The following is a 21,027-nucleotide window of genomic DNA, read 5'->3' as shown; positions in this document are numbered from 1 at the left end:
AAGTGGAAACTTAATGCTCAAACAAACGTCTAACTTTTCACAATACTCTGGAGGAGATGGAATACATGAAGCGTATGGTCAAAATAGGAATCGGAGGAGTCCTGCTCACGTCCATATTTAGCGCGGGGGCTTATGCCGCAACGGTAGCTCCGCAGGTTTTTGTCCATGGCAACCGCATTCAGAGCAGTGCAGCACCGAAAATCATTGATGGATCAGTCTATGTACCTCTTCGCTCCATATCAGAGGGCCTGGGGGCAGATATTCAGTGGGACAACAAGAGCAAGTCGGTATACGTCAATTCCGATGTGCAGTTCATAGCGGAAACGGGCAGTGTAACCTATGTCAACCAGCGCAACATGGCATTCAATTGGATTATGGCCTATGATGATCGAAGACAAGAAGATGTTCTCGCATTAGCGGCAACTGGCTTCAAAACGGATATTTACAATGAGAGCTTTCCGGCCGGTACCTACAATATGGGCAGTATTGTCGACATGCAACCCGTGAACCGCACTGACACTACCCTAACTGTACGAATCGTGCAACGAGTTATCGCAGAAGATGATTACAAAGTCAAAGTAGAGCAATGGAAATTCACGTTTGCGGGAACGGATAAAATTCAATCGGTGATGATTGTACCGCAATCGACACAGTATCTGGATCGTTATACCCTGTTTCCGGGAACGAGCTTTGGAGAGTAATACTACATACCGACAAACTAAAATACAGGAGCATGAGCATGTCAAAATACGTTGAAATTGCTTACCCCATCTATGAAGGAATGCCTGTGTACCCAGGATTGCCAGAGGTGAAAATAGAAGCAAGAGAGAGGCTGGACAAAGGAGATGACTGGAACGGAAGTGTACTAAGCATCTACCTCCACGCCGGTACCCATGTGGATGCTCCGTGGCATCATTTGAATAACGGCAAGGGAATAGATGCTGTTCCCATTGAAGATTTTATCTACAAAAAACCACTATTCATTGATTGTCCGCTTGGCCCGAATGGCTTCATCACCATCGACAAGCTGAAGGAACATGCAGACCTGTATGAAGCTGATTTTTTGATCTTCAATACAGGTTATTGGAAATACCGGGACACGGATTTCGAGAAATACGCTAACGATTTTCCAGCTGTATCCCCGGAGGCTGCCGAATTCATCCGTAAGGAGCTACCCAAATGTAAAGCGGTGGCCATTGATACCTTGAGCATTGAAAATCTGACGGAGGCCAAAAGCAACGGGTATTTTGTACACCATGCCTTCTTGGATCATGAAAAATATACAGAGCGGACTATGCTAATCTATGAGGATATTAATCCAGCTCCTTTAATCGGGAAAAAGCTCATTTCTGCCTTTACCGCACCACTTCGTATCAAAAATCACGATGCATCTGTAGTTAATATCATCGTTGAGATTGAAGAGTAGATCAAAAGCTGTAAGTTTCGCCATCATCAGGTACTAGCAGCTTCGCCGCGATGTCATGATCTGCCGCAAATGCTCTGAGTTCTGCTCTGGAGATCCGCGATGGCAAGAGTAGCGAAGCTGGAGGACCGGGGTGTGATTGAGGGATATACGATTAAGGTGAATCAGGGAAAGCGGGGATGTCACATCCATGCTATGATTACGATTTTTACGAAAAGTCCCCACCACCAGCCTTATCTATCTCGCAGCATGCCACTAATAATATTTCCTGCTCTCCTCATGCTTATAATCATACTTCTCCGTTTCTATCCCTCTAGCAGGAGCTTGTGAAAACTGAATAACTTTACCATCCTCCACTTTATAAAAGTATCTCGCATCCATCTCGTCTTTGAAAATAACTTCTGTACTAACTACAGGTGCTTTACTAATCGATGTTTCAATAGAATAAATGTCGGCTGAATTGTATTTTTTAACTTCTGTGAGATAGTTTAATACTTGATTTTGAGCATGAATTACAGTGTATTTACTATACCCCCAGATCATGAAAATGACAGTAAATATTGAAGCGATTACCCATACCCATCGTTTTGTTTTCATAAAAATGATCCCCTTTGGAAAAAAATTCAAAAGAATAAATTGCTAGAATATTCAACTAGTTATATGCTAAATTTATGAAAATTATAACATTTATAGGAAGGTGAAGTAAATGAAATTGAAGTATTCAATTGGATTTATTCTTGCTTTTTGTATGGTATTTCTTTTTGCTGGGTTAGCTAGCGCAGATGCTAGCTCAACGGGATTCAACGGTTCAACTTCTGTGATAGATTCTACATACTTAGAAAATGAAACAATTATTACCCCGATGGCAGAGGTACCAGAGAAGTATCCCGGTACTAATATAACAGTTCAAGCAGGGGATATTATCTTTAATCCTAAATCTATTTCTACATTTCTCGCTGGTCATGTAGGGATTGTGGGGACCGATGGTAGAATTTATCATGTTCATCCTCAAGGACCTTATCTTATCGATGAATTAAATAAATATATTGGTAGATTTGCGAAAGGTGATAGGTTTACGATTGTTCGTGCTTATGGTGGGGGTGGTACAGCCGCGGCTAAGTGGGCGATGAATAATATAAGGAAAGTTAAAAACTATACTTTCAATTACCCACTTGATAACATTGCTGATAGCTATTGTTCAAAATTTGTATGGCAGGCCTATTATTATGGGGCAGGAAATGAAATTGCCAATCTTTATCAAACTTCATATGGATATGTGTTACCATCTGACATTAAAAAGTATAATAGCGAAATAGGCAGCTTCACGAAAAATTATTAATTTTTTTTCTTGCAGTGGCTTGAGCAATCAGATATGATGAACAGCTTCCCATATAGCAGACAGGCATAAAGCCCTGTTACTTTACGGGGAGCATTTTTATGATTATGAAAGCTCCTTTAATCGGGAAAAAGCTCATTTCTGCCTTTACCGCACCACTTCGTATCAAAAATCACGATGCATCTGTAGTTAATATCATCGTTGAGATTGAAGAGTAGTTCAAAAGCTGTAAGCTTCGCCGTCATCAGGTACTAGCAGCTTCGCTGCGATGTCATGATCTGCCGCAAATGCTCTGAGCTCTGCTCTGGACAGAGTCCAGTGGTTAACCGCCTCCATATGGACAGAAATGATCGTGGCATCGGGCGCTGCTTCATGCACCTCGTGAATATCCTCCTTACCCATCACCAGAGAGCCGCCCTGCAGAAATTGGTTATCCCCGCCATTGACGACAATAATCTCAGGGGCATAAGTATCAATCGCTTCCTGTACATACGGATTCCAGACCGTGTCTCCGGCTACATAGAGGGTCTTCTCGGTAGAATGCTGCAGGACAACTCCGCACACACTACCAGTAAATTTCAGGATGTCACCTCTACCATGCTCACCATGAGTTTTAGAAATGCGAATATCTCCCAGGAACGTATCCTTGCTTAGCACCTCAAGGTTGTGAAAGCCCGCCTTGCCAACCTCGACAGCGTCTGCATCATTTTGCACGAAAAGCTTGATGTCCTTTGGTAGAGCCTTTATGGCGGCTTCGTCATAATGGTCAAGATGCAGGTGGGTGAGGATCACCGCGTCAACATCTATAATTTGCTCAAGTGGTAAAGGCAAGCCGACCAGCGGATTGTTCTGATCCTGCCGTAGAGAGTTGGGAAATGGTGGATACGCGCCTTGTTCAGCCAGAAAGGGATCGACTAGAAAGCGAGTGCCTGCAAATTCTATGATAAGAGTAGCATTTCTTACGAGTGTTATTTTCATATGGAGCTCTCCTTTTGTTTGATAGCTCCAGTGTACAGGATGGACAGTGCGTAGTTACATGGATAAAATCAAGTCATTGCAGGCTTTTACTTGATTATTGAAAATCATGCTGTGATCTCGACGTCATGTGGTCGCAGTTGAATGCTGCATCGTAGTATGATAGCAGCTGAAGACTAAGGGCTTGGCAGATTAGGAAGGATGAAGGGGAATGCTGGATCAGACAGACATGCGGATTTTGGAGGAGCTCTCCGGGAATAGCCGCATTACGATGAAGGAACTAGGGGAGAAGGTCCACCTTACAGGCCAAGCCGCGGCGGCAAGAGTAGCGAAGCTGGAGGATCAGGGTGTCATTGAGGGATATACGATCAAGGTAAATCAGGGGAAGCTGGGATGTCACATCCATGCTATGATCACGATTTTTACGAAAAGTCCCCACCACCAGCCTTATTTAGCCTTTCTGGAGGGGTACCCGCAGCATGTGATTCGGAACTACAAAATTAGTGGGGAAGGCTGTTATTTGCTGGAGTGTCGGTTCCCTTCGAACGAGGTGCTGGATCAATTTCTGACGGAGCTGAACCAGCATGCAAATTATAGACTGTCCATAATTATAAAGAGTTAGGGGAGTGGGAAAAAGGGTGGGGCGTGTCGCACAAGTGCAAGCCGGATTCGATCGAACCTGGCTTGCAGCTTTCATGTAATTTACCTCAAGGCGTCGTCAAATGCGCGTTCTATGCGTCCAATGTCCTCCGAAACCGCGAACAAAATGAACGGGGCCTTCGATTTCAGCACATGTTTTTCGATCAGAGCATACTCTTCAGGGCGATAGTCTTTGAATTTGACTGTCTGCGCCTCGACCCTCTGCCGTATTTGATCCATAACGGCTTCGATCTCACTGGCATCCTTGACCTTGATGATGGCAAGTTCGTCGGCCTTTACGTTTGATACAGCAGTATATAGGACGAAATCATCCACATCGCTTACCTCGATATGATATATCCTTCGCAGCTTCTCGCTATCTCCTCGTTGCATCTCATTTAAATTTACCGCTTGCATTATGCCTTCGCCTAGTTTGGCTGCCGTTAATGATTCGTGAACCCCAGAACGACCGGAACATCCAGTCAAGATCCCGAACGCGATAGCAATAGCAAGCACAACTAACCTTTGGTTCTTCATGGTATTTCCTCCATTAAGTTCAGAATGGACGGATCTTCGAAAAAGGTAGTGACATTGTACAGTATCAGCATGTCTTGGTATTGGCGTTCATGCACGAGCCTCAGCACGGATTCGTCGTAATACCGAAGATCGACGATGTCGATCTCGCCAAAGTGTTCTGTTAAGAAGGGAACCAGGCTATTGGCATACGAATCCTTGATCACCAGCAGCTTTTTGTCTGTAGGATTGTCCGTCACAATTCGAATCAGGGCATGATTGCCGTTTAGAAAAATAGCGTACTTGTCCTTCTTGCGAAGGTGGTCCAGCTCGTACATAGAATCCGACACAAGGCCCTCGTTCACATATGATACCTTAATGCTGCTCTTCTTTTTCGGCAAATAAAGATGAATTCGGTCAGGCTGCAGATGGCGAAATCCGCTTGTCGAATAAAGAGTGCCGTAGAACTCGTCTGACGCTTGGTGAATGTCGAATGCATCTGTGCTTTGCGGAACGATTCCCATCTGACTGCCAAGCTCGCGATAGGCATAATAAGCACCTTCAGTTGTCCAGTGATGATCGGTTCTATAAAAAATCGGTTGTTCTCGCTGGGCATACAGCGCTGGATAAATATCGACAAAGCGAATATCTTGCGGCAGCAACTGGCGAATTCGCTCCAGATCAGCTCGTTCGTCACCAACAGGAGCGTGAGCTGGCAATTTGTCCGAAAGCAGCGCGACTGCGGTTGGCGCGAGCATCACATACTTGTTAAGACCGGGCGTGGCTTGGTCGAGCATCTGAATCGCCTGGGCTCTGTTCTCCAAGTCCGCTGCTGACGGTGAAGTGTATTGCTTGAAGAGATAACCGTCCTTGCCCAGGAAGACTCCGTTACTTTCCCGCTTGCCCAAGGCACGGTCCACATCAGTCTTCATACGGATCCAGGCGTCCCGGAAGACGAATTGATCTGACGTATACCGCTCATAATCTGAAATGAATTGTCCGTTTAGGAACGAATGCAGCGAAAAGCCAGGACGCTGCCCCAACACACGATTTTCTGAATCTGAGAAGTCCCTGTCGGGCGTTACACCATTAGCTAGAGCCATCATGCCGATATATGATAACAGCAGCAAGCCAGTAAGGAACTTCTGTTTCGTAATGCGTTTCGTAATGCGTCTCATAACTGTTATCTCTCCCTGTCAAAACCGAAAATATAAGAAGGGATTATATGTCTCGGCAACAAGATAAGCTGTCGACAGCAGCAACATGGCGAAATATAGAGCTGTATTGACTAATGCACCTCCCAAGTGCCATTTGCGCTTAAAGCGCAGGACCCATTTGCGCGGAAGCGGCGTAGCACACAACACCGACAGTACAAGTAAGATGCCATACGTTGACAAGTCGTACAGTGCTTGATCGTCTACCCAGCCATTGGCGGAGAAGGCGAGCATGGTTTCAATAAACGTTATAGCAGAAGTCAAATGGTCGAATTCGAACCACACCCAACCTATAATGACGGCCAGAAGCAAGTAGAGATGGGTTGCTGGACGAGGCCAATATTGAAGCCATTTCAAAAGAAACATCTTTTCCATCGTCACGAGCACCCCGAAATATAAGCCCCAGATGACAAAATTCCAACTGGCCCCATGCCACAAGCCGGTGAGGAACCAGACGATCAGCAAATTTCGAAGCTGTTTGCTGAAGCCCGTCCGGTTGCCCCCAAGCGGAAAATACACATATTCTCTGAACCAAGTCCCTAGCGAAATATGCCATCGTCGCCAGAACTCCGTTACACTTCTGGAGGTGTAAGGATAATTAAAATTCAGCTTGAACTCGAAGCCGAGCATCTTGGCCAGCCCCCGTGCCATGTCCGAATAGCCGCTGAAATCGAAGTAAATCTGGAATGTGAACGCGATGATGCCGAGCCAGGCAGACAACACAGTCACGTCCGCTGTGGGAGCTGTTTTCACGCTTGTCCACAGCATCCCCAGATTATTGGCGAGCAGCACTTTCTTGGCCAAACCTCGAATGAACAATTCCGCACCTTTCCCGAAACGGTTAAGTGTCATGCTACGCGAGGTCAGTTGCCGGGAAACGTCTCCGTATTTGATGATCGGGCCGGCTACGAGTTGCGGAAACATCGTTACATAGGTGCCGAAAGCAATGATGTTTCGCTGCACCGTTGTCTTACCAAAGTAGACGTCCAACACATACGACATGGTTTGAAATGTGTAGAAGGAAATGCCTATTGGCAGTGGCAAATCGGCAACCTGTAGTTGAAGGTGGATCAGTTGGTTCAGAGTTTCCGCAAAGAATCCAGCATATTTATAGAAGCAAAGAATAGCCAAATTGCCAAAGAGAGAGCCGATGAAGATCGATTTTGCCATCACCTTCCGGTGCCTGAACTTATCGATCAGGAGACCGTTGGCATAATCGAAGAAGGTGGAGAAAAGCATCAGCAAGATATAGAGTGGTTCACCCCAGGCGTAGAAGACGAGGCTAGCGGTGAACAGAACGACATTCCGCAGCTTGGTGGGCGAGACGTAATAAGCGAGCAGAGCGGCGGGCAAAAATTGAAATAGAAAAATTAGGCTGCTGAATACCAATGATCGTTACCTCCAAAGTTATTGTAGAGGCTCATCGGTCATTCCGAACGGTTGCCAAGTAATCAAGCAGGATTGGGTAGAACGCCGCTTGGAAATGAATACCATCCGTGTCGTACAGATCTGCATGCTCAGTAACGAGGGAAGTTAAATCGACATATTCAACCTGTTTTTGATCGGCGAGCGTTTCAAGACCAGCATTGTATTCTTGAATATTTCCGTAGCGTGGCTCCTTCTTCTCAGCGTCAGCGTTCACAGGGGTGACAGACAATAGCGTAATCTTCGCCTTCGGAAGCCTTGCTTTGATGTTGTCTATCAACTTAGCATAATGTGAGAGAGAGTATTCCATAGGATCGTCTGTCGGCCACAGAATATCGTCTGAGCCTAACTGTATGAAGACGCGTTCGGGCTTTCGTTCGACCAGCCTGTCGACATCATCTTCCATCAGCGTGAATTCAGCCGTCTTGCCAGCACCAGCCAGCACGTTCCCTTCATCTAATACGTCGTGATATGCCAAGCCTTCCGTAATCGAATCTCCCAGAAACACACTTGCCTGATACAACTCTTTGTACGACGGTGACTGCGACGTTGCCACGGGTTCCGAAGACGTGGGAGCGAGATCATCTCTATTCCCACTTTGATTTCCGCACGCTACAAGCACTAAGACTCCCAACCCGATCAGCAGCATGGACAACCTTTTATATTTCATCGTTTATTCCCCTTTCTTTTACTTAAGAGAATATTACGTGATAGAAATAAAGATCATATGCAGACGGAGTGCAGATCAAATAAAAAAAACGCAGAACGTGAAGTTCTACGCTTCCATCTTCCTATTCAATTCAAAATAGAACAGTACACCGTCCTCGGTATTAACCGCACCATAGCGCACTCCATGTAGATCTAAGATTTGCTTGGATATCGCAAGCCCCAGTCCAGTGCCGCCGGTTGAACGATGACGGGAGCGTTCGCCGCGATAAAAGCGATCCCATATTTTTTCTATCTGATCTTTCGGAATGTGGGTACCTTTATTTTCAATGCATATTTTGACGGTTTCACTTTTTTTCGCTATCGAAAAGTAGATATTCTCGCCTTCCGGTGTATAACGGATTGCGTTCGTGAGGAAATTCACGACGACTTGCTCGATCCGCAGCGGATTCGCGACGACTTCGGCAGGGACGAAGTGGGTATGCAGCTGCAGCTGTTTGTCATCGATACTTGGGGCCAGCTTCTCACACACGCGCTCCAGCACAGTATCGATACGGAATGGGGCCATCTCCATTTTATAAGTACCGGACTCGTATTTTGCAAGCTCCAGCATATCCGCGATCAGCAAATCCATCTTCTTCACTTCGGCTTTCATGGCAGCAAAGTAATACTCGCGTTTCCGGCTTTCAGGCTTGTCTTCTAGAATATACAGGCAGCTCTCGATAACGCTGAGCGGGGTCTTCAATTCGTGAGATACGCCAGCGATGAACTCTTTTCGCGTCTGCTCCAGCCGCCTTTCTTGCTCAATATCCTGCTCAAGTCGGATAATATGGACATGCAGCAAGCTCGAAAGCTCATTGATGCTATTGGACAAGCTGCCGATCTCGTCGTCGGTTGTTACCGGAATTCGTTCGGAAAAGTCCAGGTTGGCCATTCGTTGTGTCGCGGCGTTCATGCGGAGCAACGGACGGGCAATGTGACGGGCATAATAAAAGGAGGCTGATACGACGAGCAGCAGAGCTCCTAACGCAATGTAGCCGTAATAATCACGCATCACTCCCGTAGCCTCGTTCACGGGTTGAAGCGAGGTCATGGCAAACAGGAACTCGACGTTTCCTGCAAGATCTGGCAAGCGCTTCACGAATATTTTGTATGGGACGTTGTTTTCCTCGTAATCGATGACGGTATCGCTATTGTCGCTGAAATCTCCGTAGAGCAGATCAGACTGAAAAGCCTTTATCCGTTCCAGAAATAAATGGTTCGTATATCGTGATTCTTCGGCACCCTCGGGTGTCTGAACTTGCATAACGGTACCGTATATTAGAACGCTGGGGTAACGATCATGATATTCGGTGGGACTTTTGAATCTTGCGACGACATCGTATTCCTTACGGACGAATGGTCCGTTTTCTAACCGGGCTTCTCCTCGCAAATCAGTGGCTCTTTGACCGATACGCTGCGGAAAGAATTGGTCATTAATCAGGAGGCCTTCGATGGCGATACGTACCCCTGGTGTGACGAGGAAATCAGGCCGAAGTGGATTGTCGTCCCTGAGATCTTCCACATTCATCACCGTATACAAGGGAATGTTGAGCATCTTGCCGGATAGGGCAGGAGTATTCGCGGAGTTCTCCAAGCGTACCTCTGCTTCGAAGTTGTCCGTATATTTCAGGTTGCCATCGTTGTCTAGTCTGGTGATCCAGGTGTTATACTTTTGATAAAATTGTTGCTCGTTCCTAAATTCGGTTAGAACATCCTGTGTGTTTGTCCAATCTTCTTCGGAAGCTGTCTGGAGCGCATTTTGGACACTCTCGACCTTTTGATGCACATAAAATTGTTTGAAAAATACAGTTTGGCCTATAAAGAGGCCAGCGATAATAAGTGTGCACAAGCCAATCGTCAGCAGAAACAGCTTAAAGACGATGCTTTTTCTCATGGCTGCTCCTCGAATTTGTAGCCTGAGCGAACAACAGTGACGATCCTTGTCGCGTGCTCGCCCAATTTGGAACGCAGATTTCGAATATGACTGCTGAGCGTACGATCGTCACCGGCATAATCGTAGCCCCAGATATTCGTGATGAGTTGCTCTCTTGTGATAATGATGCCTTTGTTCTTCAATAGACAGGCTAATATTTCGAATTCCGTATGTGTCAGGCTACATGGTTGTCCATCTAGCGTGACAGTTCGGGAGGGGAGATGGAGCATGATCATCCCGCCAGATAGCATATCCCCCGCATCACGGTGTTGCCGGCTTTCAAGTAGCCGCTTCGACCGAGCCAGCAGGATGGGTGGGCTGCAGGGCTTGACGACGTAATCGTCCGCACCCAGCTCAAATCCTAGAAGTGTGTCGTCCTCGTCTGATCGGGAAGTCAACATCAATATCGGGACGTTCGATGTCTTGCGAATCCGCCGACAGACAGACCACCCGTCAATTTCTGGTAGCATAATGTCCAGAATAATCAAATCAATTTTATGGTCTTGAAACAGCTCCAAGGCCTGGCTTCCATCGCTGGCCTCTAACACTTGGTATCCTTCATCCAACAAATACTCCTTCATAATTTCACGTAGTATTTGCTGATCTTCCACGATCAAGATCGTTCTCGACATGTCGTCCCCCTCGGTTAGGTTCTATAAGCACGATGTTACCATGTTTAAGAGGATGCCTCAATTTAACTAGAGAAAGAGTAGAGGGAAGGACCCAATGAACGGATCGATTTGAATCGCCCATGAAAGGGCTGAGTAAAAAGCTAGTCCATGAGGGGTTGAATATCGGCTAGAATTGTGTATAATTCAAAGGACAATTGAATGATGAATGTTTTCTAGGGTTCCGCGGCGCTCGCGTCGGACTGGTCCGAGAGAAAACTCACAGCATCGCGCTGTGCCACGGAGGGATAAAAGCCTGGGAGATGAACTGCTTAAGCAGCAGTTAACTCCTGGGCTTTTTTTGTTGTCTGCGGCGTCTTCTTGCTGCATAGCCCTCTATGACATTGTTCAATATATCGATATCTAGGAGGCGATTTATCATGAACAAAACCTGGTTGTCTGTCATCATTGCTGCATTATTTGAGGTGGGCTGGGTCATCGGCCTGAAGCATGCTACCGGTGTACTGGAATGGGGCCTTACACTGATTGCCATCATCATCAGCTTCTCGCTCATGATTGCAGCCGCTCGCTCACTTCCGGTAGGGACTGTATACGCTGTATTCGTAGGCCTGGGTACAGCCGGGACGGTCTTGGCCGAGATTATTCTATTCGGATATCCGGTACAGGCTGGCAAGCTAGTACTGATCGGCGTCCTCTTACTAGGTGTCATTGGGCTCAAAATGCTAAGCAAGTCCACGCAGAGGGAGGTGCACTAAACCATGAACTGGTTGTTTCTTATTCTTGCAGGTATATTTGAAATGCTAGGTGTTCTGATGATTAATAAGCTTCATCGAGACCGTAATGCTCTTTCGTTGATTTTGCTGGTGACAGGCTTCGGACTGAGCTTCTTGTTCCTTACTATGGCTATGGGCACGCTGCCTATGGGGATCGCCTATGCAGTGTGGACGGGAATTGGAGCCGCTGGCGGTGCGATTCTGGGGATGATCTTCTATGGCGAGCCGCGAAACATCCTAAGAATTCTATGTATAGTGATGGTACTTGGTTCGGCTGTGGGGCTAAAGTGGGTGAGCTAGCTTGAATAGGAGCAGGTGCTTGTAAAATAAATTTACTTGTACCCTTGACCAGTAACTGAAGTAACTTACCCAGATCAATGTGAGTATAGAGCCACTGTAAATGGGTAGCCCTGTCGACGACGGCTAAGCTTGTTGTGCTGCTTAATGAACACACACAGCTGATGACAGCAAGCAGATGACAACAGGGGAAAAGGAGAAGGAAGCAAACATAGCTTCCCTCTCCTAATTCACCTTAGCGATACCTAGGTATCGCTAGGGCAAGTGCAGAGTATTAATGGCGTCCCATATAGGAGGAGCCCATTCCGCTGTTATTGTTGGAATAGCTGTGCAGGCCACTGTTCATGCCTTGGTTGTTCTGAATCGCTGCATATTGATGCTGCTGATTGGAGTAAGCTTGAGCCTGAGATACCGAGTTGGACAGCTGCTGAGCGATCGAGGAGATTTGTTGCAATTGTTGAATCGCGACCTGATGTCCTTGAAGCGCATGCTGAATCGTCTGTGCAGCCTGATGCTCACGTTGTGCAAGTTGCTCCAACTGGGCAGCATTGCTTTGCTCCTGACGCAGCAATTGCTCATATTGCATGGAAGCTTGTTGTGTCTGTTGTGTCAACTGCTGTACGAGCTGTGAAATTTGTTGGGATGACATGTTCGAATTCATGACTTACCTCCGTTGTAGATGTGTATTGGGTTCACCGGACCTAGTATGGCTTTATCAGGAAATGAATTATGCATGTTCAACGTAATTTCTCATGTACCACGGGAATAAGCAAAGAGCTCCGCTACGCCAACGCCTCTCATGTGAAGAGAGACGGGCATAACGGAGCTTATATACACATCGTTCAAGCTAAGCGCATAAGATCAATTCGTGATTCGCGCTAGTCTTGCCTTAGGAGGCGCAGCCTTCACAGGCTACATAATTATCTCCCACTTGCTTGCTGATCGCAGTAAGATTCCCCAGTCGAATATCGCTTTCGTCTGTGAATTCCAGATCGGCAATGCGCGGAAGGATGAGCTCAGCAGCCTCTTCCTTGCTGGTCGCCATTTGGCTGAATTCAGAAGCCTCCCCAGTGGAGATGACCTCGTAAGTAAATGTATATCTTAATGTCTCCATCGTGTATAACACACTCCTTTCCGAATCCTATCATAGCATCTCTATCACTTGCTTCCAAGAGCGAAGAATATGAATTGGTACTGAGGCACTACAATCTATCAGTGTGATAAATGTCACATTATAGACCATTTTAGAGTGATTTCGATCACAAATTAGGCCTCTCGACTTTTCTATACTGGGTTACAACCAAGAACGAAAGGATGCGAAAGGATGCTTACTCAGCAAACGATTGCTACGATTAAATCTACTGTTCCTGTCATGGAGGTCTACGGTACACAGATTACTTCTACCTTCTACCAGCGCATGTTCGCAGCTCATCCCGAGTTGCTGAATATTTTCAATCACGCCAACCAAAAGCAGGGGCGCCAGCAAGCAGCTTTGGCTAATGCAGTCTATGCTGCGGCCAAGCATATTGATCAGTTGGAGACCATTTTGCCTGTCGTCAGACAAATTGCTCACAAGCATCGCAGTTTGGGCATTTTGCCCGAGCATTACCCGATTGTAGGCGAGCATTTGCTCGCTGCTATTGCCGAGGTACTCGGCGAACAGGCGACAGAGGAGATCCTGCAGGCTTGGGCAGAGGCTTATGGTGTAATTGCCAATGTGTTCATTAGTGTGGAGGCTGAACTATATCAAGAAGCTGAAGCGCAGAAGGGAGGCTGGTCCGGATTCCGGTCCTTCCGTGTGGAGCGCAAAGTCCGGGAAAGTGAAGTGATTACATCCTTCTATCTGATACCTGCGGATGGCGGTACACTCCCTTCCTTCCAGCCAGGGCAATATATTAGCGTCAAGATGAACATCCCAGATGATACGTATACCCATATTCGCCAATACAGCCTGTCGGATGCACCCGGAAGACCTTATTACAGAATATCAGTGAAGAGGGAGGATGCCTACGAGGAACGACCGGCAGGAAAAATATCGACGTATCTTCATGAGCAGGTAGCTGAAGGAGATGTACTGGAGCTATCAGCGCCAGCTGGGGAGTTCGTATTGGATGAGCAGGACAGTCGACCTGTAGTCTTGATTAGTGGAGGAGTAGGGCTGACTCCGATGATGAGTATGCTAAATACGTTGTCTGAACGATCTCCATCGCGAGCAGTGACCTTCATCCATGCAGCCAAGAATAGTGAATATCATGCCATGCGCTCGGCTGTTGAGGAGTTGACACTTGCCCATGCAAATTATCAGGCACACTGGGTATATGCTGCTCCATCGGAGGAGGATCGTTCGGCTAGTCGATATTACAAGGAAGGTTATATCGATCTGGATTGGCTGCGAGGCGTTATACCGGATCAAGAGGCGGCTTTCTATTTCTGCGGCCCAGTCCCGTTCATGAAGACGGTGTATCAGGCATTGCGGGCATGTGGGGTGCCTGATCAGGATATTCACTTTGAATTCTTCGGTCCTGCTGCGGATCTGCAATAACTATCATCTGTGGGTGCGAACACCCGTATTTTAAGATTTTTCAGCTGTCAGATATAGTTGCTTATTACACTTGCCCATCATGCCTCTTCTTATTACGATATTCCAATAAGCTTGACAGAGGGTCCCACGAGCCAATTATTGGTTGGTGGGACCTCGGTTTTTAACAACGAATACGGCACCTCTATCTTTTTCCATATTTCCTTATGAATAGCGCTGCAAGAAAGAACTCACCAATTGGGGATTGGTCATCTGAGCTGCAGATTGATTTTCCAATTCCTCAGCCTGGTCATCATCCGTCATCGACATGAAAAAGATAATATCTTCTTTGGATTGTCCATATTGTGTAAGAAGTGCATCATCCGTCTCTAGAACTACCTTGGCTATGATTTTGACCATTTCATCTCTGTAGTCCGAGACATTCTCGGTAGCATTCAAGAATCTGCTGATATGGTTAAAATGTGCTGCATCACCATATTGGTATTCACTGATTCCCCATCTGTAATAGCTCACATCCTCCTCGGAATCGCAAAGGTCCTGAGCCTTCATGCTCGCTAGGTGTCTGGCAAGCGATTCTTCCGTATTCACAGCCAGGAACAAGGTGACAAAATCGCTGTCTGTCCCGAATGCACAGGCGTAAACCTTCTCATCCTTCACTTCTTCCAGCGTTTTCTTGAGATCGTCTATGAATCCTGCTCTAAATCTGTCCTCAAACTCGGTTAAAAAATCGCTCATACGATTCACAACACCTTTCTTATAACTGGGCTGGCTCATATTGCTCCTTCAGTCGCTTCATATCCGCAATAGGTGGTGCCCCGAACATGCGGGCGTACTCACGACTGAATTGGGAGGGACTTTCATAGCCTACTCGAAAAGCGACATCTGCTGCACCAGCCGATTCGGACATGAGCAGACGACGCGCTTCCTGAAGTCGTAGCTCCTTCATAAATTGAAGTGGGCTCATGGCGGTCACCTCTTTGAAATTACGGTGAAACGTAGATACACTCATGTTGGCAATCTGTGCAAGCTCGTCTACCCGCAGTGGCTCATCATAGTGCTGGGTGATTTGCTCGATTGCATTTCTGATACGATAGGTACTGCTTCCTTCCAGAGCAATCTGGGCAAGACGGGCACCATGCGGTCCCTGTAGCAGCCGATACAGAATTTCTCTCGTGATCATGGGAGCCAGGAACGGAATATCCTTGGGGCTATCCAGCAACCGGGCGAGTCTCAGCGTGGCATCCAGCAATTCAGCTTCGATCTGCCCTACAAATAAAGCACGCTTCGATTCTTCCTTGGAGCTTAGCTGAATATCCGCTTCCGTCAACGTGTCCATAATCTGATGATGCGTAAATTCCAGCTTGAAGCTCAAGTAGGGGGCGTCGGGCGAGGCGTTAATGACTTGTCCCACGACAGGCAGGTTCAGCGACGCAATCAGATAATCTGCAGGATTATACACAAATCGCTCCTGTGCCAGCAAGACCTGCTTCGAGCCTTTGGCAATGACACAGAAGCATGGCTTATAGACACCGTAGTCCGGCTCCGTCATGGAGGAATAACGGACGAAGTATAAGGAGGGAACGGCTGTCTCCTGACTACCTTCCCTATGACAATGTCGCTCCATCAGCTCGGCGAGCTCAGCTTGCTGCTGATGCATTTCATTCGTCATGATGACCTCCTGTGATCGTTAATCAGCTCTATTATAATCGAATCGGGAAGGCTATATGAATAGTTGTGAGAGGATTAGGCAAGGAATTAATACAATCAAGATAACAGTCTCCTCATGAAATTCGGCATAATTAGATCATAGCAGTGAGCAATTGTTAGATGTTGAAGAGCAGTAATTATATTTTTGACCACAATGATACAAGGGAGTGTGCATGTAATGGAATACGTAAAGCTTGGCAATACAGGTCTGGATGTCTCTCGGATTTGCCTGGGATGTATGGGCTTTGGCGACCCTTCACGCTGGATTCACCCATGGGTGCTGGATGAGGAGCATAGTCGTCCTGTCATTAAAAAAGCATTGGACATGGGCATTAACTTTTTCGATACTGCGAATGTCTACTCCCTAGGAGCTAGTGAAGAGGTGCTGGGCCGTGCCCTCAAGGATTATGGCCAACGGGATGAGCTCGTCATCGCTACGAAGGTGCATGGACGGATGCATGAAGGGCCTAACGGTGGCGGGCTTTCCCGCAAAGCAATTATGAGTGAGATCGACAAAAGCTTGAAGCGTCTGGGGACGGATTATGTGGATTTGTATCAAATTCATCGTTGGGATTACACCACTCCTATTGAAGAGACGATGGAGGCTTTACATGATCTCGTCAAAGCTGGAAAAGTCCGCTACATCGGAGCATCGGCTATGTATGCATGGCAATTCCAGAAGGCTCTGTATGTGGCTGAGCGTCATGGCTGGACAAGATTCGTCTCCATGCAGAATCACCTCAACCTGTTGTACAGGGAAGAGGAGAGAGAGATGCTTCCACTCTGTAGAGAGGAGCAAATTGGTGTGATCCCTTACAGTCCACTGGCATCTGGCAGATTGACCCGCGACTGGGAAGTTACAACGCATCGGTCCGAGACAGACCAGATTCAGAAATCCAAATACGATGCGACTGCAGATACGGATCGTGTTATTATGGAGCGTGTAGCGGAGATTGCGGAGAAACACGGTGTACCGCGTTCACATATTGCCCTGGCCTGGCTGCTGCAAAAGCAACCTGTCTCGGCCCCGATCGTCGGTGCTACAAAAGACTCTCATCTGGAGGATGCCGTAGCTGCACTTGATGTAACACTGACACCGGAAGAAGTCACCTATCTGGAAGAGCCGTATGTACCGCACCCGGTTGTGGGAGCTATCGCTCCTAAACAAATCGGATAGATGAATAGTCCAGCACTCGCGGACCTCAGAGCTGTAATAGCTTTGAGGTCTGCTGTTTTTGTCTACATGGTATTGGTCGTCTATCCCTATGTTGTTTGTGTGGAGGCTAATTAATCATAAGGACTTGGATTGATCGTCAGGAACGCTTGTTCTATAATGAATAGAGCTAGACATGATGGGGGCGTGGAAATATGAATATCGATATTCCTAAAATTCAGATTGACCAGCTTGAGCTTGCAGAACTGCAAGTGCTGGAGTCCAGAGTCGAATATCACAATCTGATTATTGAGCATGTCACCCTTGAGCAGCAGGAGGCCGTCAAGACCTCCTTTGATAAGGTGCTGTTCAGAGACGTGACCATTTGTGAATCTACTTTGGAACACTTTGAGTTTACAGATGTGATTTTTGAAAACTGTGATTTCTCAAACGTAAATCTATCACACGCCTTCATGCACCGTACGTATTTACGGAATTGTAAATGGATGGGGACGGATTTTGGCAGCAGCCGCTTGCAGCATGTTCGATTTGAGTCGTGCGTGGGGGATTATGCGTATCTCCGCTTCTCTACGTTGAAGCGAGTGATGTTCGATGAGACCTCACTCGTACATGCGAATCTGGCTGATCTGACCACGAAGGATATTGAACTCAGACAATGTCATCTGAACCATGCAGTGCTGAGCGGGACCAAGCTGAACCAGATTGACCTTAGTGATTGCAGCTTTGATGAGTTAATGGTTGAGATTGAGGATTTGAAGGGCTGTATTATTTCTCCATATCAGGCGTCTACTTTTGTGGGCCTGTTAGGTATGACAATTAAATAGAAAGGGGAGTGGGCGCGAATGTACCAGCATGTGAATCAGGTCTATGATGATGTGGATTTCAGCAGTCAGCAGCTAAGAGATGGGGAGTTAATCAGCTGTACCTTCAAGCGCTGTAAGTTTGCTGCGGGATCACTGGAGGAGATCGTGACAACCAACTGTCGCTTTATCGAATGCAGCTTCCGTGGTGCGTCATTGAACGGCTCTATACATACTGAATCAGCCTTTGAGAATTGCAGCTTTATTGAAGCGAATCTCTTCGTAAGTAAATTCGATAATTGCAAGATGACAGGCTCGGATTTCTCGGGTGCGAATGTGGATGGGATTACGATTCTGCTCGGAGACTGGTCTTATACGAACTTGAGGTACGCACGGCTGGCTAAGCAAGATTTACGAGGAGTACGTTTTGATGAAGCTGATCTATCCGCGAGCAATCTGGAAAAGGCCGATCTGAGAGACTGTGAGCTCACGAAGGCTGTCCTGGCACAGGCCAACCTGCAGGGGGCGGATCTCAGAGGAGCTAGTATGAGCGGGGTGGATTTCACGGCATTCTCTGTTAAAGGTGTGCGAATGGATCGGGAGCAAGCCGCGCTGTTGGCTACCGCCCTTGGGGCCAAAATCGGTTGATGCTCCTTGGTTGAGCCGCTGCAAGCGGGGAGCCCTGTCGGCCACTGTTAAGCTTGCTGTTCCTTTGAACGAAGTTGACAAACGGATGAACAACAAGCTTAAAGGTGTTTACTTCGTTTCTCTAGGGCTTCCCCGCTTTCCGCTAACCACGCTCTCTGCAGATCATTCAAACCAGAAATCGTATTCCAGTCAAGGTAATAGTCTGCTATCTAATTAATTTGCTAGGTTGTAGTTTGGTCCAATCGGTAAAAGCCAATAGAGCAGCATTCTCTAATGAAGAATCGCTGCTCTATTTTTATTTTTTTTATAGATAATAGGATCATTCTGTTTAAACACGATTGGCACAATGCTCTGTGCGCGGAGTGTTCTCCCAAAGTGACTACGTACATCCTACCAGATCGACATCCTGACGCTGCTTAGGCCTCATATCCATAAGCTTCGAACTGCGTGAGCGCAGGGAAGAGGGCAGGATCATCGGATTTAATCAGCTCGCCCAGCTTGACCCACTCCACAGTCTTCGGCTCGAACGTGATGGACTGTGCTTTGCCCGACTTGATCAGACTCGGTGTCAGGACACTTCCGTCGGAGAAGGTCAAGGTGACTTTCTCCCAATAATTATCATGAGGGAAATCAGCACGAAGGAATAATACGATCTTGTCAATCTTTACGCTACGACCAAAATCAAGGGTGAATTCTGCATCTGCTTGCTGGTTAATCCCCCAGGACTCAAACGGCCACTCGCCGTGCGAGTACGTTACGGTGTTGCCGTTGATCGCATTGCGAGCAGCGAACACAGCCTCACCGCGGGTCTCTACGTTGGCTGAAGCATGTGGGAACAAGGTGCTGTTGGTATGATGATCATAATCGTTTCTAGCTAGATTCTTATAGGCTGCGATTTCTTCAGCGGTCGCCACTCGTGCTGTAAGCAGATGAAGCTCACCGGAGAAGGATTTTGGTGAATAGGATGTTTTCTTCTCTGCGAAAGGAATCAGAAGACGATACTCCTGTCCGCTACAATACACAAAGGTCTCGCTCATGGCATCGTCCAGCTGGATATACAAATAGGAGTGGGCCGCGGAGCTTCTCAGCACAATAGAATCGCCGGGCTGATAAGCTTGGGCATACACCAGATGTGTCTTCTCGGAATCCGTGTGCTCTGCAAGGATATTTCCTTCCGCATTTTGTACTTCAATCGTTAGCTTCGTCATAGTACACCTCATAAGTTACCAACCTATTTATTCTGCTATGGATCAGGCCGGAATTTAATAAATCGCTTCCAATATAGCATGCCACTGTCTCGAAAAGTCCCGCTCTGTATCACAAAAATCACGTTTTATTGTTCAGTTAAAGTGGGGTAGTTTGCTTTCCTTGGTCTTCATTCTGAACTTCAGAGGAGTCAGACGATAGGTTCGCTTGAAGCAGGCTATAAAGTGCGACACATTCTGAAACCCGATCTGATTGGCAATCGCTTCTACCGGCTGCGAGGTCGTCTCCAGCAGGTGGGCTGCCACCTTAATTCGCTTGGCTGCTAGATACTCACTCAGGTTGCTACCGGTCTCCTTTTTGAACAGACGGGATACATAGGACCTTGTCAAGTGCAGCTCATGTGCGAGTTTGTTCAATATATCTGATTCCATGTAATGCGTCTCAATCCAGTTCATAATAATCTCCGAATACTCTTCTGGGCGCCGCCCCAGAGAGGGCTTGGCCTCTGATATAGGGATCAGCTTTTCCATTGCCGTCAGTAGCCTCAGCATGAAGACAGTAATCTCCTCCTGAGAGGCACCTCGATCTGTATGAGCCAGTTGCTCGTAATCTGTCATACATTGCGCGAATTGCTCCAGTTCCTCCCCCAGATCAAATGCACGTTCGATGTCACTGGCGTAGCATAGGCGGTCAAACAACTCACGTCGCCGCGGAAAATCATGCAGATATTGTTCAATATAAGGATGATTCAGATGAATGACAGCTCTCTCATATGCGCAATCGTCTGTTATTTTGGCATATACCTTATGAATCTCGAAGGGCTGAAATACAAAGAGCATACCCTTTCTAATCTGATAGGTCTGATTATTCATGACGACGATGCCGTCACCGTTGTAGACAATCAACAGCTCACAGCATTGATGCCAATGATAGAAGCTAATGTTTGGAGTTCGTGTCACATGGCGATCCGTCCATACGATGGGTGCGCCGTGAAATGCTACTGATTCAAACCCAAGAGACATACTGTAGCCCACTTCCACTAGAATTTGCTTTTAGTGTAGCACTGATGATAGCGTTATCACAAGTGA

General features: G+C 46.9%; 24 protein-coding genes, 1 pseudogene and 1 riboswitch. Of the genes and pseudogenes, 11 read left to right on the top strand and 14 right to left on the bottom strand.

Annotated elements, in window-relative coordinates; translation table 11 throughout:
- The first annotated feature begins 65 nt into the window (after positions 1 to 65).
- The 3 genes and pseudogenes from D328_RS0100175 to D328_RS31405 form a co-directional block, all read left to right on the top strand.
- Positions 66 to 701, top strand: a complete 636-nt coding sequence (locus D328_RS0100175; RefSeq protein WP_018882909.1) for a copper amine oxidase N-terminal domain-containing protein — start codon at positions 66 to 68, stop codon at positions 699 to 701.
- Positions 702 to 739: 38 nt separating this feature from the next.
- Positions 740 to 1,426, top strand: a complete 687-nt coding sequence (locus tag D328_RS0100170; RefSeq protein ID WP_018882908.1) for a cyclase family protein — start codon at positions 740 to 742, stop codon at positions 1,424 to 1,426.
- 96 nt (positions 1,427 to 1,522) lie between these two features.
- Positions 1,523 to 1,666: pseudogene (locus D328_RS31405) on the top strand (Lrp/AsnC family transcriptional regulator); the annotation flags it as partial.
- Between the two features lie 12 nt (positions 1,667 to 1,678).
- Here the strand turns inward: D328_RS31405 and D328_RS0100165 are convergent.
- The gene (locus D328_RS0100165) at positions 1,679 to 2,020 is read right to left on the bottom strand and encodes a DUF3139 domain-containing protein (protein ID WP_018882907.1); all 342 of its coding nucleotides are present in this window, start codon (positions 2,018 to 2,020) and stop codon (positions 1,679 to 1,681) included.
- Between the two features lie 109 nt (positions 2,021 to 2,129).
- On the opposite strand from D328_RS0100165, the gene D328_RS0100160 reads away from it, so the two are divergent.
- Positions 2,130 to 2,762 carry a C40 family peptidase gene (locus tag D328_RS0100160; protein WP_018882906.1) on the top strand — a complete coding sequence of 211 codons (633 nt, stop codon included), beginning with the start codon at positions 2,130 to 2,132 and terminating at the stop codon, positions 2,760 to 2,762.
- Positions 2,763 to 2,978: 216 nt separating this feature from the next.
- Here D328_RS0100160 and D328_RS0100150 read toward each other — a convergent pair whose 3' ends face one another.
- On the bottom strand, positions 2,979 to 3,737 hold the full coding sequence (locus D328_RS0100150; protein WP_018882904.1) for an MBL fold metallo-hydrolase: 759 nt from the start codon (positions 3,735 to 3,737) through the stop codon (positions 2,979 to 2,981).
- 208 nt (positions 3,738 to 3,945) lie between these two features.
- On the opposite strand from D328_RS0100150, the gene D328_RS0100145 reads away from it, so the two are divergent.
- Entirely contained in the window at positions 3,946 to 4,356 is a 411-nt protein-coding gene (locus D328_RS0100145) for an Lrp/AsnC family transcriptional regulator (RefSeq protein WP_018882903.1), read from the top strand.
- 80 nt (positions 4,357 to 4,436) lie between these two features.
- Here the strand turns inward: D328_RS0100145 and D328_RS0100140 are convergent, their stop codons facing one another.
- The 6 genes from D328_RS0100140 to D328_RS0100115 all read right to left on the bottom strand — a co-directional run bounded on the left by D328_RS0100140 (position 4,437) and on the right by D328_RS0100115 (position 10,798).
- Positions 4,437 to 4,910, bottom strand: coding sequence for a DUF4358 domain-containing protein (locus D328_RS0100140; protein ID WP_018882902.1), 474 nt, complete (start codon positions 4,908 to 4,910; stop codon positions 4,437 to 4,439).
- Positions 4,907 to 6,064, bottom strand: a complete 1,158-nt coding sequence (locus D328_RS0100135) for a DHHW family protein (RefSeq protein WP_018882901.1) — start codon at positions 6,062 to 6,064, stop codon at positions 4,907 to 4,909. The genes D328_RS0100140 and D328_RS0100135 overlap by 4 nt, the downstream gene beginning before the upstream one ends.
- 18 nt (positions 6,065 to 6,082) lie before the next feature.
- Entirely contained in the window at positions 6,083 to 7,489 is a 1,407-nt protein-coding gene (locus D328_RS0100130; protein WP_018882900.1) for an MBOAT family O-acyltransferase, read from the bottom strand.
- A 31-nt stretch (positions 7,490 to 7,520) separates the two neighbouring features.
- Positions 7,521 to 8,195 carry a GDSL-type esterase/lipase family protein gene (locus D328_RS0100125; RefSeq protein WP_018882899.1) on the bottom strand — a complete coding sequence of 225 codons (675 nt, stop codon included), beginning with the start codon at positions 8,193 to 8,195 and terminating at the stop codon, positions 7,521 to 7,523.
- Between the two features lie 105 nt (positions 8,196 to 8,300).
- Positions 8,301 to 10,127: a sensor histidine kinase gene (locus D328_RS0100120; protein WP_018882898.1), complete on the bottom strand. Its 1,827-nt coding sequence runs from the start codon at positions 10,125 to 10,127 to the stop codon at positions 8,301 to 8,303.
- A complete protein-coding gene (locus D328_RS0100115) occupies positions 10,124 to 10,798 on the bottom strand; it encodes a response regulator transcription factor (protein WP_018882897.1) in 675 nt (224 codons plus the stop codon). The genes D328_RS0100120 and D328_RS0100115 overlap by 4 nt, the downstream gene beginning before the upstream one ends.
- 201 nt (positions 10,799 to 10,999) lie before the next feature.
- Positions 11,000 to 11,099: riboswitch (guanidine-I (ykkC/yxkD leader) on the top strand.
- A 115-nt stretch (positions 11,100 to 11,214) separates the two neighbouring features.
- On the opposite strand from D328_RS0100115, the gene D328_RS0100110 reads away from it, so the two are divergent.
- Complete coding sequence (locus tag D328_RS0100110) at positions 11,215 to 11,550, top strand: DMT family transporter (RefSeq protein ID WP_018882896.1); 336 nt, start codon at positions 11,215 to 11,217, stop codon at positions 11,548 to 11,550.
- Positions 11,551 to 11,553: 3 nt separating this feature from the next.
- A complete protein-coding gene (locus D328_RS0100105; RefSeq protein WP_018882895.1) occupies positions 11,554 to 11,868 on the top strand; it encodes a DMT family transporter in 315 nt (104 codons plus the stop codon).
- 271 nt (positions 11,869 to 12,139) lie between these two features.
- Here D328_RS0100105 and D328_RS28105 read toward each other — a convergent pair whose 3' ends face one another.
- A complete protein-coding gene (locus tag D328_RS28105; RefSeq protein ID WP_018882894.1) occupies positions 12,140 to 12,526 on the bottom strand; it encodes a hypothetical protein in 387 nt (128 codons plus the stop codon).
- Between the two features lie 228 nt (positions 12,527 to 12,754).
- Positions 12,755 to 12,979: a hypothetical protein gene (locus D328_RS0100095; RefSeq protein WP_018882893.1), complete on the bottom strand. Its 225-nt coding sequence runs from the start codon at positions 12,977 to 12,979 to the stop codon at positions 12,755 to 12,757.
- A 210-nt stretch (positions 12,980 to 13,189) separates the two neighbouring features.
- Between D328_RS0100095 and hmpA the strand changes: the two genes are divergently transcribed.
- Complete coding sequence (gene hmpA, locus D328_RS0100090) at positions 13,190 to 14,407, top strand: NO-inducible flavohemoprotein (RefSeq protein WP_018882892.1); 1,218 nt, start codon at positions 13,190 to 13,192, stop codon at positions 14,405 to 14,407.
- A gap of 201 nt (positions 14,408 to 14,608) precedes the next feature.
- Here the strand turns inward: hmpA and D328_RS0100085 are convergent, their stop codons facing one another.
- Entirely contained in the window at positions 14,609 to 15,139 is a 531-nt protein-coding gene (locus D328_RS0100085; protein ID WP_026280927.1) for a DUF4303 domain-containing protein, read from the bottom strand.
- 19 nt (positions 15,140 to 15,158) lie between these two features.
- Entirely contained in the window at positions 15,159 to 16,073 is a 915-nt protein-coding gene (locus tag D328_RS0100080) for an AraC family transcriptional regulator (protein WP_018882890.1), read from the bottom strand.
- Between the two features lie 216 nt (positions 16,074 to 16,289).
- Between D328_RS0100080 and D328_RS0100075 the strand changes: the two genes are divergently transcribed.
- The 3 genes from D328_RS0100075 (at position 16,290) to D328_RS0100065 (ending at position 18,733) form a co-directional block, all read left to right on the top strand.
- On the top strand, positions 16,290 to 17,288 hold the full coding sequence (locus D328_RS0100075; RefSeq protein ID WP_018882889.1) for an aldo/keto reductase: 999 nt from the start codon (positions 16,290 to 16,292) through the stop codon (positions 17,286 to 17,288).
- 191 nt (positions 17,289 to 17,479) lie between these two features.
- The gene (locus tag D328_RS0100070) at positions 17,480 to 18,109 is read left to right on the top strand and encodes a pentapeptide repeat-containing protein (protein WP_018882888.1); all 630 of its coding nucleotides are present in this window, start codon (positions 17,480 to 17,482) and stop codon (positions 18,107 to 18,109) included.
- A gap of 18 nt (positions 18,110 to 18,127) precedes the next feature.
- Positions 18,128 to 18,733 (top strand): pentapeptide repeat-containing protein, encoded by a 606-nt coding sequence (locus tag D328_RS0100065; RefSeq protein ID WP_018882887.1) that lies wholly within the window; start codon positions 18,128 to 18,130, stop codon positions 18,731 to 18,733.
- Between the two features lie 416 nt (positions 18,734 to 19,149).
- On the opposite strand, the gene D328_RS0100060 is transcribed toward D328_RS0100065, so the two are convergent.
- Entirely contained in the window at positions 19,150 to 19,941 is a 792-nt protein-coding gene (locus D328_RS0100060; protein WP_018882886.1) for a DUF7402 domain-containing protein, read from the bottom strand.
- 132 nt (positions 19,942 to 20,073) lie between these two features.
- Positions 20,074 to 20,961 (bottom strand): AraC family transcriptional regulator, encoded by an 888-nt coding sequence (locus D328_RS0100055; RefSeq protein ID WP_018882885.1) that lies wholly within the window; start codon positions 20,959 to 20,961, stop codon positions 20,074 to 20,076.
- Positions 20,962 to 21,027 lie beyond the last annotated feature (66 nt).

Source organism: Paenibacillus massiliensis 2301065 = DSM 16942, assembly GCF_000377505.1.
Classification (GTDB): Bacteria; Bacillota; Bacilli; order Paenibacillales; family Paenibacillaceae; genus Paenibacillus; species Paenibacillus massiliensis.
This window is presented reverse-complemented; position numbering and strand designations above follow the sequence as displayed.

Coding starts and splice junctions, on each gene's coding strand:
- D328_RS0100060 (WP_018882886.1), bottom strand. CDS start 19,941: ATGACGAAGCTAACGATTGAAGTACAAAATGCGGAAGGAAATATCCTT.
- D328_RS0100080 (WP_018882890.1), bottom strand. CDS start 16,073: ATGACGAATGAAATGCATCAGCAGCAAGCTGAGCTCGCCGAGCTGATG.
- D328_RS0100065 (WP_018882887.1), top strand. CDS start 18,128: ATGTACCAGCATGTGAATCAGGTCTATGATGATGTGGATTTCAGCAGT.
- D328_RS0100115 (WP_018882897.1), bottom strand. CDS start 10,798: ATGTCGAGAACGATCTTGATCGTGGAAGATCAGCAAATACTACGTGAA.
- D328_RS0100135 (WP_018882901.1), bottom strand. CDS start 6,064: ATGAGACGCATTACGAAACGCATTACGAAACAGAAGTTCCTTACTGGC.
- D328_RS0100145 (WP_018882903.1), top strand. CDS start 3,946: ATGCTGGATCAGACAGACATGCGGATTTTGGAGGAGCTCTCCGGGAAT.
- hmpA (WP_018882892.1), top strand. CDS start 13,190: ATGCTTACTCAGCAAACGATTGCTACGATTAAATCTACTGTTCCTGTC.
- D328_RS0100175 (WP_018882909.1), top strand. CDS start 66: ATGAAGCGTATGGTCAAAATAGGAATCGGAGGAGTCCTGCTCACGTCC.
- D328_RS0100120 (WP_018882898.1), bottom strand. CDS start 10,127: ATGAGAAAAAGCATCGTCTTTAAGCTGTTTCTGCTGACGATTGGCTTG.
- D328_RS0100170 (WP_018882908.1), top strand. CDS start 740: ATGTCAAAATACGTTGAAATTGCTTACCCCATCTATGAAGGAATGCCT.
- D328_RS0100150 (WP_018882904.1), bottom strand. CDS start 3,737: ATGAAAATAACACTCGTAAGAAATGCTACTCTTATCATAGAATTTGCA.
- D328_RS0100105 (WP_018882895.1), top strand. CDS start 11,554: ATGAACTGGTTGTTTCTTATTCTTGCAGGTATATTTGAAATGCTAGGT.
- D328_RS0100160 (WP_018882906.1), top strand. CDS start 2,130: ATGAAATTGAAGTATTCAATTGGATTTATTCTTGCTTTTTGTATGGTA.
- D328_RS0100085 (WP_026280927.1), bottom strand. CDS start 15,139: ATGAGCGATTTTTTAACCGAGTTTGAGGACAGATTTAGAGCAGGATTC.
- D328_RS0100125 (WP_018882899.1), bottom strand. CDS start 8,195: ATGAAATATAAAAGGTTGTCCATGCTGCTGATCGGGTTGGGAGTCTTA.
- D328_RS28105 (WP_018882894.1), bottom strand. CDS start 12,526: ATGAATTCGAACATGTCATCCCAACAAATTTCACAGCTCGTACAGCAG.
- D328_RS0100070 (WP_018882888.1), top strand. CDS start 17,480: ATGAATATCGATATTCCTAAAATTCAGATTGACCAGCTTGAGCTTGCA.
- D328_RS0100055 (WP_018882885.1), bottom strand. CDS start 20,961: ATGTCTCTTGGGTTTGAATCAGTAGCATTTCACGGCGCACCCATCGTA.
- D328_RS0100110 (WP_018882896.1), top strand. CDS start 11,215: ATGAACAAAACCTGGTTGTCTGTCATCATTGCTGCATTATTTGAGGTG.
- D328_RS0100095 (WP_018882893.1), bottom strand. CDS start 12,979: ATGGAGACATTAAGATATACATTTACTTACGAGGTCATCTCCACTGGG.
- D328_RS0100075 (WP_018882889.1), top strand. CDS start 16,290: ATGGAATACGTAAAGCTTGGCAATACAGGTCTGGATGTCTCTCGGATT.
- D328_RS0100165 (WP_018882907.1), bottom strand. CDS start 2,020: ATGAAAACAAAACGATGGGTATGGGTAATCGCTTCAATATTTACTGTC.
- D328_RS0100140 (WP_018882902.1), bottom strand. CDS start 4,910: ATGAAGAACCAAAGGTTAGTTGTGCTTGCTATTGCTATCGCGTTCGGG.